Annotated in this window: 16 protein-coding genes; 9 read left to right on the top strand and 7 right to left on the bottom strand. The window is 61.1% G+C overall.

Annotation, left to right across the window (positions count from 1 at the left end; all coding sequences use genetic code 11):
* Positions 1 to 17: 17 nt before the first annotated feature.
* A complete protein-coding gene (locus HAT86_RS04095; RefSeq protein ID WP_167193677.1) occupies positions 18 to 1,154 on the bottom strand; it encodes an efflux RND transporter periplasmic adaptor subunit in 1,137 nt (378 codons plus the stop codon).
* 233 nt (positions 1,155 to 1,387) lie between these two features.
* Between HAT86_RS04095 and map the strand changes: the two genes are divergently transcribed.
* Positions 1,388 to 2,218, top strand: a complete 831-nt coding sequence (gene map / locus HAT86_RS04090; protein ID WP_167193675.1) for a type I methionyl aminopeptidase — start codon at positions 1,388 to 1,390, stop codon at positions 2,216 to 2,218.
* Here map and HAT86_RS04085 read toward each other — a convergent pair.
* Positions 2,215 to 2,850 (bottom strand): TetR/AcrR family transcriptional regulator, encoded by a 636-nt coding sequence (locus HAT86_RS04085; RefSeq protein WP_167193673.1) that lies wholly within the window; start codon positions 2,848 to 2,850, stop codon positions 2,215 to 2,217. The two genes, map and HAT86_RS04085, sit on opposite strands and share 4 nt — an antisense overlap.
* Positions 2,851 to 2,958: 108 nt before the next feature.
* On the opposite strand from HAT86_RS04085, the gene HAT86_RS04080 reads away from it, so the two are divergent.
* A complete protein-coding gene (locus HAT86_RS04080) occupies positions 2,959 to 5,001 on the top strand; it encodes an NADH:flavin oxidoreductase (RefSeq protein ID WP_167193671.1) in 2,043 nt (680 codons plus the stop codon).
* Between the two features lie 78 nt (positions 5,002 to 5,079).
* On the opposite strand, the gene HAT86_RS04075 is transcribed toward HAT86_RS04080, so the two are convergent.
* From HAT86_RS04075 to HAT86_RS04065, 3 genes are read right to left on the bottom strand one after another with little or no spacing between them, the layout of a single operon-like run.
* The gene (locus HAT86_RS04075; RefSeq protein ID WP_167193669.1) at positions 5,080 to 6,078 is read right to left on the bottom strand and encodes a YcjF family protein; all 999 of its coding nucleotides are present in this window, start codon (positions 6,076 to 6,078) and stop codon (positions 5,080 to 5,082) included.
* Positions 6,075 to 6,524, bottom strand: coding sequence for a GNAT family N-acetyltransferase (locus HAT86_RS04070; protein ID WP_167193667.1), 450 nt, complete (start codon positions 6,522 to 6,524; stop codon positions 6,075 to 6,077). The genes HAT86_RS04075 and HAT86_RS04070 overlap by 4 nt, the downstream gene beginning before the upstream one ends.
* Complete coding sequence (locus HAT86_RS04065) at positions 6,521 to 7,936, bottom strand: YcjX family GTP-binding protein (RefSeq protein WP_167193820.1); 1,416 nt, start codon at positions 7,934 to 7,936, stop codon at positions 6,521 to 6,523. The genes HAT86_RS04070 and HAT86_RS04065 overlap by 4 nt, the downstream gene beginning before the upstream one ends.
* 109 nt (positions 7,937 to 8,045) lie before the next feature.
* On the opposite strand from HAT86_RS04065, the gene truA reads away from it, so the two are divergent.
* Entirely contained in the window at positions 8,046 to 8,816 is a 771-nt protein-coding gene (gene truA, locus HAT86_RS04060; RefSeq protein ID WP_167193665.1) for a tRNA pseudouridine(38-40) synthase TruA, read from the top strand.
* 56 nt (positions 8,817 to 8,872) lie between these two features.
* Here the strand turns inward: truA and HAT86_RS04055 are convergent, their stop codons facing one another.
* Positions 8,873 to 10,258, bottom strand: coding sequence for an aminotransferase family protein (locus HAT86_RS04055; protein ID WP_167193818.1), 1,386 nt, complete (start codon positions 10,256 to 10,258; stop codon positions 8,873 to 8,875).
* A 400-nt stretch (positions 10,259 to 10,658) separates the two neighbouring features.
* Between HAT86_RS04055 and HAT86_RS04050 the strand changes: the two genes are divergently transcribed.
* The 6 genes from HAT86_RS04050 to HAT86_RS04025 all read left to right on the top strand — a co-directional run bounded on the left by HAT86_RS04050 (position 10,659) and on the right by HAT86_RS04025 (position 16,295).
* Positions 10,659 to 11,657, top strand: coding sequence for a taurine ABC transporter substrate-binding protein (locus HAT86_RS04050; RefSeq protein ID WP_167193663.1), 999 nt, complete (start codon positions 10,659 to 10,661; stop codon positions 11,655 to 11,657).
* Positions 11,658 to 11,750: 93 nt separating this feature from the next.
* Positions 11,751 to 12,560, top strand: a complete 810-nt coding sequence (locus tag HAT86_RS04045; RefSeq protein ID WP_167193661.1) for a taurine ABC transporter ATP-binding protein — start codon at positions 11,751 to 11,753, stop codon at positions 12,558 to 12,560.
* Complete coding sequence (locus tag HAT86_RS04040) at positions 12,557 to 13,822, top strand: ABC transporter permease (RefSeq protein ID WP_167193659.1); 1,266 nt, start codon at positions 12,557 to 12,559, stop codon at positions 13,820 to 13,822. Before HAT86_RS04045 ends, HAT86_RS04040 begins: the two co-directional genes overlap by 4 nt.
* Positions 13,823 to 14,008: 186 nt before the next feature.
* A complete protein-coding gene (locus tag HAT86_RS04035; protein WP_167193657.1) occupies positions 14,009 to 14,617 on the top strand; it encodes a LysE family translocator in 609 nt (202 codons plus the stop codon).
* A gap of 160 nt (positions 14,618 to 14,777) precedes the next feature.
* Positions 14,778 to 15,191 (top strand): Spy/CpxP family protein refolding chaperone, encoded by a 414-nt coding sequence (locus tag HAT86_RS04030; protein WP_167193655.1) that lies wholly within the window; start codon positions 14,778 to 14,780, stop codon positions 15,189 to 15,191.
* 141 nt (positions 15,192 to 15,332) lie between these two features.
* Positions 15,333 to 16,295, top strand: a complete 963-nt coding sequence (locus HAT86_RS04025) for an acetyl-CoA carboxylase carboxyltransferase subunit alpha (RefSeq protein ID WP_167193653.1) — start codon at positions 15,333 to 15,335, stop codon at positions 16,293 to 16,295.
* A 229-nt stretch (positions 16,296 to 16,524) separates the two neighbouring features.
* On the opposite strand, the gene HAT86_RS04020 is transcribed toward HAT86_RS04025, so the two are convergent.
* Complete coding sequence (locus HAT86_RS04020) at positions 16,525 to 17,172, bottom strand: GntR family transcriptional regulator (RefSeq protein WP_167193651.1); 648 nt, start codon at positions 17,170 to 17,172, stop codon at positions 16,525 to 16,527.
* Positions 17,173 to 17,203: the final 31 nt, after the last annotated feature.

The raw sequence follows: 17,203 nt of genomic DNA, 5'->3' as shown, positions 1-17,203 counted from the left end.
CTATACGCCCCCGTGCGTCACTGATCGTCGCCCGCGTCATCCGGCGTGGCGCGGTTTTCGGGGGTGACGGTGTCCCCGGGCGCAGCTTTTTGGAAGCCCGCCACAACCACGCGGTCGCCCGGTTCCAGCCCGGTGTCTACAACCCAGTCCGAGGCACGATCCTGAAGGATGTTCAGCGCGCGGTCCTCGATCACGTTGTCGGCGTTGACAACCCATGCGGTTGGTCGTCCGCGACGATCACGCACCACGCCCTCTTGCGGGACCAGATAGACATCATCCACGACCTCGACCGGCATGTTCACCTGCACATACATGCCCGGCAAAAGCAGCGTTTTGGGATTGTCGAACTGCATGCGCAGCGTGACCACGCCGGTTTGCGGGTCAACATTCGGCTCGGCCGCCTGCAAACGGCCGGTTTCGCCATACTCAGATCCATCTGCCAAAGTCAGCCGCACGGTGTTGTCGGCCCCGGCCAGCTCTTCTTCGGTTTCGCCCCGCCGCCAGCGCAGCAGTTCGGCGGCGGATTGGGTCACATCCACATAAACCGGGTCAATATTTCGGATCACGGCCATTGGCTGTGCCTGACTGGCCGTGACCAGCGCGCCGGGGCTGGTCTGCGACAGGCCGATGCGCCCGGAAAGACGAGCACGAATGGTGGTGTGCGATAACTCGATCTCGGAGGCGTTCAGTTGCGCGCGCGCCAATTCCAGCGCGGCTTCTGCCGAATCACGGGCTGCCTGTGCCTCGTCCAGCGCTTGCTCGCTGGCAACATTGCGGGCCTGCAACTCGATCAGGCGTTCTGCATCGCGGCGGCCGGCGCCCAATTGCGCCTCGGCCTGCGCCACGCTGGCGCGAGCTTGTTGAACGGCGGCTTCGTAGCTGGCGGCGTCGATCTTATACAGTGGGTCACCGGCCTGCACTTCGCCGCCTTCGGTGAACACCCGTTCGGTGATGATGCCGTTGACCTGCGGGCGCACCTCGGCCTGCGCCGACGCGGCAACGCGGCCCGGCAATGTCGAGGTCAGGGTGACGGTCTGCGGCTGCACAGTTACGACAGTGACCGCCACGGGCTGGTCTGATTGCTGCGCAATGCCGGGCACTGTGGCGGAAAACAGGACGGCTAGGGCCACCAGAGGCCTGGAAAAAGACAGCATGACAAACCTTTCAGGAAATCAAGATAACGTCTGCGCGACGAACCGCTCGTATCATCTTAGCTTAATCTTGTCGCGGCCCTCTTTGCAACCAAGCACGCTATGCCCGATTTGCACAGGATACGGTGTGCATTTGCACAGAAACCTAGGTATGTAACACGCCGTTACAGCCTCTGGCGCTTTGGCGGAAAAAGTCTTAGATACAGGCAATATAGATCAAGACTTGGTAGGCACGCGTGACCCAGAAACACACCGGACGAGTGACCAGAGATGGTATTCGAATTCATGAACAGGCCGACTTTGCCGGCATGCACAAAGCCGGTGAACTGGCGGCGCGCATTCTGGATGACGTGGCTCTGCACGTCTTTCCCGGACAAACCACCGGCGAATTGGACCGCATCATCGAAGACAAGGTGAACGCCGCTGGCGCGACATCCGCAACCATCGGCTACAAGGGTTACAAGCACGCCAGTTGCATCAGCGTCAATCACGTGGTCTGCCACGGCATCCCCGGTGACAAAAAGCTGAAAGATGGCGATATCCTGAACATCGACGTGACGGTGATTGTCGATGGTTGGTTCGGCGACACAAGCCGCATGTTCGTGGCGGGCAAGCTATCGCGCAAGGCCGAGCGGTTGATTAAGGTGACCCATGATTCCTTGATGAAAGGGATCGAGGCGGTCAAGCCCGGCAACACCTTCGGCGATATTGGCCATGCGATCCAAACCTATGCCGAGGCACAGCGCATGTCGGTGGTGCGCGATTTCTGCGGCCATGGTCTGGGCCGGGTGTTTCATGCGCCGCCCAATGTTTTGCACTATGGGCGCGCGGGCACTGGCCCGGTTCTGGAAGAGGGGATGTTTTTCACCATTGAACCGATGGTCAATCTTGGCCGCCCCGAAACCAAGGTTCTGGCCGATGACTGGACGGCGGTCACGCGTGATAAATCCCTGTCGGCGCAGTTTGAACATTCCATCGGCGTGACCGCACAGGGCGCAGAGATCTTCACCCTGTCACCGGCTGGCCGGTTCCATCCTACATGGGCTGACGATCAGCCCAAGGACTAAGGCGCTGCCGGGACATAATTGAACCGGGCATAAAAGCGGGCGAGTTCATCATCACTGGGCGCAGTCCCTGTATAAGTGCGCGTGTAAAACGGCACCCGTTTCATCCGGGTGTCCAGCGTTTCCTCAACCTGCATCGAGATATAGCCAATCTGCCCGTGATAGAGCGTGCTGATGCGCACATAGGCATCTTGCCGGTCATAGCCATGGCTTTGCAGCGTGGTTTGCAAGGCGCTGATGCGCTGCTGGTCGTTGTCGCGCAGGCGGGTCATCACCTCTGGCGATTGTAGGGCCCATCCCCGGATCGCGAATTCCAGCCGCTGATCGAACTGCGTGTTGTCGATAAAACAGGCGATCACGTTCAAAACAGCCTCGTTCGCGGTGGCGGCATAGGCGTTTGCAGACTCCAGTAGGTTGGCGGTGTTCAAGGCCTCCCAATGGTCCAGCAAAGCCGCCAGAAGGTCAGCTCGATCTTTGAAAAACCAATAAAAACTGGTGCGTGACAGGCCCATTTCACTGGCCAATGGCTGAATTTTTACCGCATCGACCCCACCGTCGATCAGTGCCGTAAGGGCGGCATTTAACCAGACGTCGCGCGATCCACGCCAGCCGCTTTCTTTTTGCTTATCCGTCATGGGCGGGCCATCGTTTTAAAAAATATACACTGATGTCTTAAAACTTGACACATATGAACATTATTCGCAACCTGCCGCTGAACCATCCAGATTCGCGAAGGTGTGCAGATGTCCAGCGATCCCTTGCTTCAGCCCTATCAATTGAAACACCTGACCCTGAAAAACCGGGTCATGATCTCGTCTCACGAACCGGCTTATGCCGAGGATGGGATGCCCAAGGATGCCTACCGCGCCTATCATGTCGAACGCGCCAAGGGTGGCGTTGCGATGACCATGACCGCCGGATCGGCCGTGGTATCGCGCGACAGCCCGCCAGCCTTCAGCAATATTCTGGCCTATAAGGATGAGGTCGTCGGCTGGATGAAAAAGCTGACGGATGAATGCCACGATCACGATTGCGCGGTGATGATCCAACTGACCCATTTAGGCTGGCGCACCCGCTGGGACAAAGGCGATTGGCTGCCATCCGTGTCGCCCGGCCCCGAACGCGAACCGGCGCACCGCGCCTTTCCCAAAGTGGTGGAAGACTGGGATATTTCGCGCATCGTTCAGGACTACGCCGATGCCGCCGAGCGGATGCAGGCGGCGGGCCTCGACGGGATCGAACTTGAGGCCTATGGCCACTTTATGGATGCCTTCTGGTCGCCGCGTCTAAATGCGTTGGATGCCCCCTATGGCGGCGATCTGGAAAACCGCATGCGCTTTGGCTTTGGCTTTGACGTGCTACGGGCTATTCGGGATCGTGTCGGCCCGGAATTCATAGTCGGTATCCGCTATGTCGCCGACGAACAGGCCGAAGGCGGGATCACCAAGGCCGAAGGGGCCGAGATTACCAAGCGGTTGAAAGCCAGCGGGCTGGTCGATTTCCTGAACGTGATCCGCGGCCATATAGACACGGATGCAGCCCTGACCGATGTGATCCCCGTGCAGGGGATGCGCAACGCCCCGCATCTGGATTTCGCGGGCGATTTGCGCGCCGAGGTGGATATTCCGGTCTTCCATGCATCCAAAATCCCCGATGTCGCCACCGCCCGCCATGCCATATCCAGTGGCAAACTGGATATGGTCGGCATGACCCGCGCCCACATCACCGAGCCGCATATCATGCGCAAGATCATGCAGGGCCAAGAAGACCGCATTCGCCCCTGTGTCGGCGCGAATTACTGCCTTGATCGCATTTATCAGGGCGGCAAGGCTTTGTGCATCCACAATCCCGCCACGGGGCGGGAGCTGTCTCAGCCGCATATCATCCCGTCTGCCAGTCAGGCGAAATCGGTGTTGATCGTCGGGGCCGGCCCCGGCGGGATGGAGGCCGCCCGCGTTGCCGCGGAACGGGGTCACAACGTGGTCGTGCACGAGGCCGCCAATGATCCGGGTGGGCAAATTCGCCTGACCGCGCAATCGCCCCGCCGCCGCGAGATGCTGTCGATTATTGACTGGCGGATGGCCGAATGTGAACGGTTGGGCGTTGAGTTTCACTTCAATTCCTATGCCGAGGCTGACACTGTTACCTCTGCTGCGCCCGATGTTGCCGTGATCGCGACCGGCGGTCTGCCCCATACCGAGATGCTGCGCGACGGCAACGACCTTGTTGTATCAACGTGGGATATCCTGTCGGGCGATGCGCAGCCGGGCCAGAACGTGCTGATCCATGACGAGGCAGGCGACAACGCTGCGTTGCAAGCCGCTGAAATCATCGCGCAGGCCGGTGGTAAAGTGGAAATCATGACCCCCGACCGCGCCTTTGCGCCCGAGGTGACGGGCATGTCGCTGACGCCCTACATGCGCGCCTTGCAACAGTTGGATGCCACGTTCACCGTCACATGGCGGTTGCTGGCCGCGCGGCGGGACGGCAATGAAGTGCTGGCCGAGATCGGCAGCGATTATGGCGGTGTCACGCGCGAACGGCGGGTGGATCAGATCGTGGTGAATTATGGCACCCGGCCATTGGACGATCTGTATTTTGACCTTAAACCGCTGTCGTCCAATCTGGGGCAGATCGATTATGACGCCCTGATTGCAGGCAAGCCACAGGCCTTGGCCCCCAATCCCGACGGCGCGTTTCAGTTGTTCCGCATCGGCGATGCGGTGTCGTCGCGCAACACCCATGCGGCCATCTATGACGCCTTGCGCCTGTTGAAATCTGTCTAAGCGGGGCGCGCCCACGCCGGGGCGTTGTTCGTCGGCACCTTGGCTGCGCATACGCTTTTTGGCCTGACGGCACAGGGTTTAGCGCGAGCTGAAAAGGCCCGTCAAAGCGCGTTTGACAAGGCCGGTCACAGATGGGCGGCGGGTTTGCGCAAAGGGCAGCGGTCGGCAGACCTCCATCGCGGCCACACCCACCCGCGCGGTCAGCGCGCCGTTCACCACGCCCTCGCCAAACCGGCGCGAGATTTTCGACACAACACCACCGCCCGCGACCGAACTGATCAGATCATCGCCCACGGCCACGGCGCCTGTGGCCACCAGATGCGTCATCACGGCGCGCGCCAGCCGCCAACTGCCCAAGGTGCCCGCGCGCCCGCCATAGATTTCCGCGATGCGCCGGATCATGCGCAGGTTCGACGTCAGCGCGACCACCACATCAGCCAGCGCCAGCGGCACAATAGCGGTGACTGTGGCCACCTGCCGTGCGGCGGCTTCGATTTCTTGCATGGCGACCTGATCCAGCGGTATCAGAATTTCGGTCTCGGCCAGCCCAAGCAATGCGCCGGCGTCGAATTGATCACCGCTCAGATCGGCAAGGCGCTCGCGCCCCCAACTTGTATCGTCGCGCCCGGAATAAAGCCGGGTCAGATCGGACACCACGGCACGCGCGTCACGCAGGCTGTCGGCGCTCAGTGCAGCGTCGGCGCGCGAGTGTAGTCTGTCAAGTCGCGCCAATCTGGATATGGCCTGCAATTCGCGCAGCGCGATGATCAACAGCACCAGCAAAAAGGCCGCTGCCAGCCCTGTGACCGCATAGCCCAACAGCGGCGCGCGCGTCATCAGCCCGGTGATGAAATCCCAAGCGGCCACCGATACAGCCGCGCCAAGGAACGCCAGCAGTAACCCCCAGAACAGTCGTGCCAGCTTTGATGGTTTGCGCGCGGCCAGCGTGGCCACGGTTTGCATCGCGCGCCCCTCGGGTGGGGGTGGTGCATCGGGGTCGGGCACCGGCGGCGCGGTGGCCGGGGATGGCGCATCTGCGTCATCTTCCAGATCAATCAGGATCGGGCCTTTGGTCATTGCGGTCCCCTGTGCGATGCCTGCCAGACCATACGGATATCGGGCAAGTTTTCATCATTGCCCGCGCCGTGGGTGCGGGTGGTCTCGGCAAAACCGTGGCGCGCGTAAAAGCCCCGCGCGGCTGTATTGGCCTGCAAGACCCATAAATCCAACTGACGGGCGCGCGCTTTGGCATCATCCAGCAACGTCCGGCCCAGCCCCTGACCACGGGCGCGGGGATGCACATAAAGCGCATGGATGCGCCCACCGTCGCGTGCGATGAACCCGGCCGGGCCGTATCTGTCATACACAACTTGCACCCAGCCCCGGTGGATCACCTTTGCCATGACTCGCATATCGGTCAGCCGAGAGCGGACCTGCGGCAGCCACGGCGTGGCGCGGGTGAACGCCCAGAGGATGGCCAGAAGATGCGGTGCATGACCGATATGGGCGCGCACCGGGGTCACAACCGATCCCCGATCAGGAACTGCGCGGCCCGGTCCAGCCGGATATGCGGCGGGCCTTCGCCGGGTCTCAGGCTCAGACGGGCGGGCGCGAAATTCATCACCTGATAATCGGCGTCTAGCCAGTGTTTTGCGCCCTCGCGCGCCGGGGCCAGCAGGCGGGCGGGGTCTTGGGGCAAGTCACCGGGATAGAACGCCGCCTGCTTGCCGGTGTCCAGCAGCCGCCCGCGCACGCACTCAAGCGGTCGCCCGTTGTGCTGCACGGTTTCCTCGACTGTGGCGCGCAGCGCGGCGATGGCCATGGCTTGGGTGTCGGCCCCGGCGAAATCGGCGCGGTCGCGGGCGTCGCGCGTCAGTGCCGCCATGATCGCCGTCAGGCGGGCGTGTTGGGTGTGGTGCAGGTGGTCGGCCTTGGTGGCGGCAAACAGGATTTTTTCCACCCGGCGGCCCATCAACAGGCGGGTCAGAAAAGCGTTCCGCCCCGGACGGAAGGCTGACAGGATGTCGGCCATGGCGCGGCGCATATCCTCGACAGGGCGGGGCCCACGATGGATGGCACCCAAGGCATCCACCAGCACGATCTGCCGGTCGATCCGGGCGAAATGATCGCGGAAGAACGGTTTGACGATCTGCGCCTTGTAGGCTTCGAACCGGCGCTCCATTTCGCGCCACAGCGATTTGCGCGACGGTTTGTCGGGCGGGGCCAGCGGGGCAAAGGTCAGAGCGGGGGATCCGGCCATGTCGCCGGGCAGCGGGAACCGCCCCGGCGTGCAATCGTAAAACCCGGCATCGCGGGCCGCGTTCAGATAGGCAGTGAACCCTTTGGCGAGCGATTGCGCCACGGGTTCATCCAGCGCGGCGGCGGGGTCGGTGGCCTGCGCTTGTGTCAGGTAATCGGTGGCTTGCGGGCGATCTGCCAGACGGGCCAGCACCTCGGCCGACCAGTCTGCATAAGACTTGTCCAACAGGGCCAAATCCAGCAGCCATTCACCGGGATAATCCACGATATCCAGATGCACGGTGCGTGGCCCCGACAACCCCGACAGCAGCCCTGTGGGACGGACCCGCAGCGACAGGCGCAATTCCGATACGGCGCGCGTGCTGTCGGGCCAACGCGGTTCGGGCGCGGTCAGCGCGGCAAGGTGGGTTTCATAGTCAAATCGCGGCACGGTATCGTCTGGCTGCGGTTGCAAAAACGCCGCGCTGATCCGGCCTTCAGAGGCGGCCAGCAGGCCGGGCATCCGGCCCCGATCCATCAGGTTGGACACCAGCGAGGTGATGAATACCGTCTTACCGGCGCGCGACAGTCCGGTCACGCCCAGCCGTATCACCGGCTCGAACAGGGATTCCGACAGGGTGTCGGTCACAGTCCCGACCTTACGTGTCAGGCCATCGGTGATATCGGTGATGATCAATTGCGGCCCCCTGCCTGTGCCCTGACCAAGATAGCCACGCACACGCTCAGTTGCCAGAGGGGAGGTTTGGGGGATTGTTCCCCTAGGGGCGGCGGGGTATTGGGCAGCTATGCCAAGATACGCGTTGAAAGTGGAATATGACGGTGCGCCTTTTGTCGGTTGGCAAAGGCAGGTCGATCAGCCCTCGGTGCAGGGTTCGATCGAGGCGGCGCTGGCCCGGTTGGAGCCGGGGCCGCACAACATTGCTGCCGCTGGCCGTACGGATGCGGGCGTGCATGGGTTGGCGCAGGTGGCGCATTGCGATCTGACCAAGGATTGGACGCCGTTCCGCCTGTCCGAGGCGCTGAATTATCATCTGAAGCCTGAGCCGGTGGCCATCGTCGCCTGCGCGCGGGTGGATGAGGACTGGCATGCCCGGTTTTCCGCTGTCGAACGGCGCTATCTGTTTCGCCTGCTGATGCGGCGCGCGCCCGCGACGCTGGACAAGGGGTTGGTTTGGCAGGTGCCGCATGAATTGGATATCGCGGCGATGCGCGAGGGTGCGGCGCACCTTCTGGGCCATCATGATTTCACCACTTTCCGGTCGTCGATCTGTCAGGCGCAAAGCCCGGTTAAAACGCTGGATGCTCTTGAGATTGAGCGCGTCGAGGGCGTTGGCGGCCCCGAGCTGCAGTTTCACCTGCGCGCCCGGTCGTTCCTGCACAATCAGGTGCGCAGTTTTGTCGGCACGCTGGAGCGTGTGGGGGCAGGCGCGTGGGCACCCGAGGATGTCAAGCACGCGCTAGAGGCGCGCGACCGCGCGGCCTGTGGCCCGGTTTGTCCGCCGCAGGGTCTGTATCTGGCCGGGGTAGGGTATCCGGACGATCCTTTTGCCCCATAAAAAAGCCCGGCACGCGAAGGCACCGGGCAGGAGGGGAAATCAATGGCCGGATTGATTTAGCCAAAGACCTTGGTCAGCGCCTTGTCGGTGGCCGCGATGATCTGGTCGATATCGTCGCGGGTGGCGATCAGCGCCGGGGAGTAACACAGTGTATTGTTGAAGCCGGGGATCGAGCGGTTGGTCACGCCAATCACCACGCCCTGCGCCATGCAGTCGGCGGCGACGGCCTGTGCGTGCTTTTCCGGCACCGGCTCTTTGCTGGTGCGGTCAGCCACCAGTTCGGCCCCCAGAAACAGGCCCTTGCCGCGCACGTCACCGATGACCTTGTGCTTGTCTTTCAGGGCGTGCAGCTGGTCCAGCATGTAGTCGCCCATGACCGTTGTGTTTTCCAACAGGCCCTCTTCCTCGATGATGGCCATGTTTTCCAACGCCGCGGCTGGCCCGGCGGTGCAGCCGCCAAAGGTCGAGATGTCGCGGAAATAGTCCATTGGATCGGTCATGTCTTCTTTGAACATGTCGAACACACGCTCGTTGGTGACACAGCAGGCGATGGCGGCATATCCGCTGGCCACGCCCTTGGCCATGGTCACGAAATCGGGTTCAACCCCGTAATGCTGATAGCCGAACCAATGCGTGCCGGTGCGGCCCACACCGCAGACGACTTCGTCAATATGCAGCAAGATATCGTATTTGCGGCAGATTTCCTGCACGCGCGGCCAGTAGCCCTCGGGCGGGGTGATCACGCCGCCACCTGCCGTGACAGGCTCAAGGCAGAGCGCGCCCACAGTATCGGGGCCTTCGGCCAAAATCACCTCTTCGATGGCATCGGCGGCGCGCTGGCCATATTCCTCGCCCGACAAATCCCATTGCGCGCGGTATTCCAGACAATGCGGCACCCGCACGAACCCCGGCGCAAAGGGGCCGTATTGCGCATTGCGTTCGTCCTGCCCGCCACACGACATCGCCCCGATGGTCGACCCGTGATAATCGCGGTCACGGTAAAGGATCTTGTGCTTTTTGCCGCCATACCGTTTGTGCGCGATCTGGCGCACCATCTTGAACGCTTTCTCGTTCGCCTCCGAGCCCGAGTTTGTGTAATATACACGGCTCATCCCCGGCATTTTCGAGATCAGTTTTTCCGAAAATTGCGCACCGGGCACAGACCCTGCCGAGCCTGCGAAATAGTTCAGCTTGATCAACTGGTCGCGCACGGCATTCGCGATGCGTTCGCGACCATAGCCCACGTTCACCGTCCAAACCCCGCCCGAGACGGCATCAAGGTGTTCCTTGCCGTGCTGGTCCCACACGCGCATGCCGCGCCCTTCGACGATGATGCGCGGCTCGCCGGTTTCCAGTGGTTTGTGTTGGGTCAAGTGATGCCAAACGTGGGCGCGATCGGCCTCGACGATTTTTTCGATGTCGTTCTGCAGGTTGCCATCCATGAGTGGGTGCTCCATCCGATAAGGCCCGGCCAATGGCCGGGGTGGCAGGCAAAGGCCTGCGCTTTATTCTAGGCTCTATTCAGCCTTTAATGCCAGGTTTCCGATATATCCAGTTGGACATTAATCTTATGACCAGTGGGCGACACATATAAATAGTGTTATCTACAAGGCCCCGCGGAGCTGCGACAATTTCGTGCATTTTGCCCGAATTGGCCTTTCCAAAAATCCGAAATACCAAGGGCGAGATCATAAAAACATTGATCGGAATCACAAATTCGGATCGGATATCGTTACAAATCACAGGTTTGGTGGGATTTGGTGTGTTTTGGGTCTGACCGGGCCGGGAACTGCGAAAATTCCGCCCGACGACAAACAAAAGACCAACAGGAGAGTTTGCCACATGAAGATCAAATCCACCCTTATATCCGCCGCAGCGGGAGCTGCCCTTTTGGCCAGCAGCGCCGCCGCGACGGCCCAAGATCTAACCGTAGCGTATTTCCTTGAATGGCCGATGCCGTTCCAATACGCCAAGGTTCAAGGCACCTATGACGAAGCGCTTGGCATGACCGTGAATTGGCGTGCCTTCGATACCGGCACCGCAATGAGTGCGGCGATGGCCTCGGGTGATGTGCAACTGTCGGTCAGTCAGGGCGTGCCGCCCTTCGTCGTGGCCACCAGCGCCGGGCAGGATTTGCAAGTGGTCGATGTCGCTGTGTCTTATGCCGACAACGACAACTGTGTTGTCGCCGAAGTACTGGAAATCGACAAAACGAACGCGGATGAACTGGCCGGGAAAAAAGTTGCCGTGCCGCTCGGCACCGCCGCGCATTACGGATTTTTGAAGCAGATGAACCATTTCGGCGTCGATATCTCGAGCATGGATGTGGTCAACATGGCCCCGCCCGAAGGGGCTGCCGCCATCGCACAGGGTGCGGTTGATATGTTCTGTGGCTGGGGCGGATCACTGCGCCGTGCCAAGGAGCATGGCAACGTGCTGCTGACCGGGGCGGAAAAGGAAGAACTGGGTATTCTGGTGTTTGACGTCACCAGCGGCCCGGCCGATTTCATTGCCGAAAACCCCAATGTTGTGGCCAATTTCCTGAAAGTCACGGCAGACGCCAACGCCATGTGGGCCGATCCGGCCAATCGCGATGAAATGTTGCCTGTCATCGCCAAGGACAGCGGTATGGATGTCGAGGCGACGGCAGCCACCATTGACACATTCGTGTTCCCAACCGTCGAAGACCAGTTGACCGCAAAGTGGCTGGACGGTGGCGCACAGGAATTCATGAAAGGCGTGGCTGACGTGTTCGTCGAGGCCGGCAGTATCGATGCGGCGCTCGACACGTATGTGGACAATGTCAATCTTGGCCCGCTGACGCAGGCAAGCGAGATGTAAGCAAAGCGTGATCGCGCGGGCCGCTGGAACACCACGGCGGCCCGCGCCCCTTCCGCCCGCAAAAATTCAAAATAACAACCGAACGGAGGTGGGATGTCGACGCTATCCATCGAAAATATCTCGATGCGTTTCGATTTGCCCAATGGCAGTCACGTGCAGGCCCTCAAGGACGTATCTCTGACCCTCAATACCGGCGAATTGATGAGCGTTCTGGGCCCGTCGGGCTGTGGCAAGACCACGCTTTTGAACATCCTTGCCGGTTTTCTGGCCCCCACCGAGGGGCGGATCATGCTGAACGACCATCTTGTCACCGGCCCGGATGCCGAACGCGGCATGGTGTTTCAGCAAGGCGCGCTGTTCGAGTGGATGAGCGTGCGCGACAATGTCAGTTTCGGCCCCCGGATGGCCGGAAAACGTGAAAAACAATGGGGCGAAACGGTTGATCACCTGCTGGATGTTGTCGGCTTGCAGGGCTTCAAAGACAAGGCCGTTTACGAATTGTCAGGCGGGATGCAGCAGCGCGTTGCGCTGGCGCGCTGTCTGGCCAATGATCCTGACGTGATCTTGATGGATGAACCGCTGGGCGCGCTGGATGCGCTGACACGCGAAAAGATGCAGGGTCTGGTCCTCAAGCTGTGGAAAGAAACTGGCAAGACGATCATCCTGATCACCCATTCCGTCGAAGAGGCGCTGTTGCTGGGCGAACGGCTGTTGGTCATGGCCCCGCGCCCCGGCCGCATCCATAAGGAATACAGCTTGCCGTTTGCCGATGACGGCGTGGGTCGCGATCTGCGCGAGGTCAAGAAAAACCCTGAATTCGGGGAAAAGCGCGAAGAAATCCTGTCGATGATCTGGGACATGGAAGAAGAGATCATGGGCCGCTCCGAGGAGGCTTCGGCATGACTATTCTGATACTCTATGTCGTGATATTCGCGGCGGCTTTTTTCTTGGTGCGTTTCGGGGTCCGTAAATTCCGCCAAATGCAGGATTTCACCTCGCTGAAAACCGTGACATTCGGAGATGAAAGCGCGGTCAAACCCGATCGTTGGGCCAGCGTGATCTCGATTGTTGCTATTTTCCTGCTGTGGGGGGCCTTCACCGGGTCGCAATGGGTGCCGATCCATGCGCCAGGCCCGTTTGTGGGCGATACGCAATTCACCTACACGCTTGAAGCCCCGGATGGCCGCCGCGACGATGCCACGGTTTATGCCCGTGTCTTCAAGGTGGGCGCAGACGCCGAGGAGCCCGAGATTCAGCCCGGCGACGGCTTTGCCAAAAACGATGCGATCAAGGTTGGCGCTTGGCGGTCCGAACTTTTGCTGATGGACAAGAACGACGAGGTCAAGCGCAAGGAGGGCGCCAAGGTGGTGGCGATTGACGGCCAGCCGGTCGCGCCCGGTGAGACCGTGCGCGTTGTCGATGGATCGGTTGCCGTGACGGCGAAAGGCTCGCTCAATTTCAGCCCGGCCAAGGGCATGCAAATGGAACCGATCTGGCTGCCCGCGCCCGAGGCTGTGGTGGCCCGTGTCGGCGAGATCGCCAGCGAAGGCTATCAGAACTTCACCCTGTGGGAGCATTTGTTCTGGTCGCTGTTCCGGGTGATCGTGGGCTTTGTCATCGGCGCGGCGGTGGGTATCCCGCTTGGCTACGCGATGGGGTTGAGCAACTGGTTCCGCGGCTGGTTTGACCCGATTGTGGAATTCATGCGCCCGGTGCCGCCCTTGGCCTTGATCCCGCTGGTCATCATCTGGGCCGGGATCGGTGAATCCGGTAAGATCATCCTGCTGTTTCTGGCGGCGCTTTGGATCATGACAATTTCGGCGCGCGCGGGCGTGTCGGGTGTGGCGATTTCCAAGGTGCATGCGGCCTATTCGCTGGGCGCCAGCAAGTGGCAGTTGATGCGCCATGTGATCGTGCCCAACAGCCTGCCGGAAATCTTCACCGGTGCGCGGGTGGCCATGGGGGTATGCTGGGGCACTGTTGTGGCCGCCGAACTTGTCGCCGCCGAGAAAGGTGTCGGGATGATGGTCATGGTCGCCGCCCGCTTCCAGAACACCGATATCGTGATCATGGGTATCATCCTGATTGGTATTATTGGCTATGCCATCGATATCCTGACACGCAAGGCCGAGGCATGGCTGGTGCCATGGAAGGGCCGGATCTAGGGTGCAGCTGCTCACCGGGCCTGACGGCCCGTTTCGCGAGGCCGCCTGACAGGGCGGATGAGCGGGCCGTCAGATCGGCCGCTGCGACGCTTCGCAGGCGCGGCACGGGGGATCGCCCGACGCGGTCGGTCTAAATCGGCCTGATCCAGATTGCCGATCTGACCATCGCGGTTTAGGGATGCGGGCATGACGTTTGATTTGCTGACCGCCCTCGTTGCCTTTGCCTTTGTCACGGTAATCACACCGGGGCCCAATAACCTGATGCTCATGGCGTCAGGGGCGAATTTCGGGTTTCGCCGCACGGTGCCGCATATGCTGGGCATCGGGCTTGGGTTTCCGGCTATGGTGTTTTGTGTTGGCATCGGCGTGATGCAGGTGTTCGACCTCTGGCCGCCCAGCTATACAATCTTGAAAACGCTTAGCGTGGCATATCTGCTCTATCTGGCGTGGAAAATCGCCAATGCCGCGCCCCCGGCGCGCGCGGCCGATGGTCATGACGGGCGCCCGCTGACATTCTTGCAATCGGCAGCATTCCAGTGGGTCAATCCCAAGGCGTGGTCCATGGCCCTGTCGGCGATCACGCTTTATGCCAGCGGCCGCGATTTGGCGGCCGTGCTTTGGGTGGCCGCTGTCTATGTTCTGGTATCGGCCATCAGCACCACCAGCTGGACCGTGCTGGGCCAGCAGATGCGCCGCCTTTTGAAAAACCCGGCGCGCCTGCGGGTGTTCAACTGGATCATGGCCGCGCTGTTGGTGGCGACGTTGATTCCCGTGCTGTGGCCTGCGCAAGGCTGACCTATCCAAGACGCTTGAGTTGTGCGGTATCTTCTATGTTTAAATTATGAACCTAGGACTCTTGATTTAAATCAAAGAAAACATTCTGGAATCGCTATGTATTGAGTCTCAACACGGGCCAGCCATGGTCTGCGAGATGAGGGGCGTCATGATAAATGTAATGAAATCCGCCTTATTGGCCGCAAGTATTCTGATCGGCACGACCGTGCCGCAGTCGGGCCACGCGCAAGAGGTGCGGGAATTGTCAGCCCCCATTGTTACTTATACCGCCGTCATCAACAAAAACGCAGACGCGCTGGAGTTGACCGAGGCGCAGCGCGCCGATCTGGCGCAATGGATGGATCGCAAGCCAGCGCAGCGCAAGGCCGTCGAGGCCGAGGCGCTGGCTGCGCGCGCCGCGCTGCGCGCCGCCATCGACACCGGTGCCCCCCGCGTTGAGCGGCAGACATTGGCCGACCGTATTGGCGCGCTTGAAGCGCAGCTTGTGATGATGCGGTCGGACTGTACGGATCACTGGCGGTCTGTTCTGACAGAGGAACAGTTCGCCAGGATGCTTGCAATGGCCCGGAGCTGACCGGGCAGATTGCGTTTCCTTCCAACTTGCAGCCCCGTACCATTGGTCGGGGCTGCCTTTTTCGTAGGGGTTAACGCGCGGGTGATTGCAAATCGTGCCGCAGAAGGCCATATATCGCTGCGTCAATCTTTGGAGTTTGCGATGACCAATTACCTCGACTTCGAAAAGCCTTTGGCCGAAATCGAAGGCAAGGCGGAAGAGCTGCGCGCCATGGCGCGTGCGGGCGAGGGGGTGGATGTCGAAGACGAAGCCGGCGCATTGGATAGCAAAGCTGCCGACATGCTGCGCGATCTTTACAAGACCCTGACACCGTGGCGAAAATGCCAAGTGGCGCGCCACCCCAATCGCCCGCATTGCCGCGATTATATCGAGGCTTTGTTCGCCGAATATACCCCCTTGGCCGGGGATCGTAACTTTGCCGATGACCACGCTGTGATGGGCGGCTTGGCACGGTTGAACGACCGCCCGGTGATGGTGATCGGCCACGAAAAAGGCAACGATACCAAATCACGCATTGAGCATAATTTCGGCATGGCCCGCCCGGAAGGATACCGCAAAGCCATCCGACTGATGGAAATGGCCGACAAGTTCAACCTGCCGGTTGTCACGCTGGTCGACACGCCCGGTGCCTATCCGGGCAAAGGCGCCGAAGAACGCGGCCAATCCGAGGCGATCGCGCGAGCGACCGAAAAATGCCTGCAAATCGGTGTGCCGCTGGTCAGTGTGATTATCGGCGAGGGGGGCTCGGGCGGGGCGGTGGCCTTTGCCAGCGCCAACCGTGTCGCCATGTTAGAGCATTCGGTTTATTCTGTCATCTCACCCGAGGGCTGCGCGTCGATTCTATGGAAAGACGCTGAAAAAATGCGCGAGGCCGCCGAGGCATTGCGCCTGACGGCGCAGGATTTGATCAAGCTTGGTGTGGCTGACCGCATAATCGATGAGCCCATGGGCGGTGCACATCGCGACCCGCAGGTGGCAATCAAGGCCGTTGGCACGGCCATCGACGCCATGTTGAGCGAGTTGGACGCCAAGGACCGCGCCGCGCTGATCAAAGACAGACGCGAGAAGTTTTTGGGCTTGGGGGCCCAAGGTCTGGCGGGCTGATCGAGAGGCAGGTGTTGGAAAGGGGGCGCTGCCCCCGTCGCCAAAGGCGACTCCCCCGGAGTATTTGGGGAACAATGAAGCGAAGTTTCTCGAAAAGACGGCATGTGTGAGGGCGCGCTGTGGGGCCGCGCCGGGCCAGGCAGCAGCTTGACGGTGGTGCCAATCGTCATGCTCCTCTGATCCAGACATCGCCCCGGTCGTCAGGGGGTCACAGGCGCATTGGTCACGTTTAGGCCACCAACATCCGCAGGCCTTGTGTCACGTCCGAGCGCACGGCAAGGCGCAGCCCGGGTTCGTCCCCGGCCTTCAGCGCGGCAATGATCAGGCGATGATAATGCGGCGGATCCTTGCGCCGCAGCCGTCCATACAGCGCCCGCATCGTTGGCCCTAGTTGTAGCCAGACGGTTTCGGCCATGGCCAGCATCGCCGGGGCTTGCGCGCGCAGATACAGGGTGCGGTGAAACTCCAGATTGCGGCGGATATAGGCCACGGCATCCTGTCGCGCGATGTCTTCGGCGATGCGGGAGTTGATGCTTTGCAAACGCTCGATCAGGGCGATATGTGCCCGCGGCAGGGCGCGGCTGGCGAGTTCCACTTCAAGCAGGGCGCGTAGCGCGGCCAATTCCTCGATGCGGTCATTGCTTAGATCAGGGGTGGTCACGCGCCCTGAGTTCGAGACCGTCAAGGCACCTTCGGCCGACAGGCGGCGGACGGCCTCGCGTGCGGGGGTCATCGACACGTCGAATTCTGCTCCGATGCCGCGCAGGGTTAGGGCTTGGCCGGGCGGCACTTCTCCGTGCATGATGCGGCTGCGCAGCCCGCGATACACACGGTCATGGGCCGATGTGGCCGGTTCTGGACGCGGATTCAGCAGCATCCTTTATTTGTGATCACAATTTGGGCGCAGG

The organism is Roseovarius gahaiensis, from assembly GCF_011601345.1.
Classification (GTDB): domain Bacteria; phylum Pseudomonadota; class Alphaproteobacteria; order Rhodobacterales; family Rhodobacteraceae; genus Roseovarius; species Roseovarius gahaiensis.
Note: the sequence above shows the minus strand (reverse complement) of the source record. Positions and strands in the feature narration are given on the sequence as shown.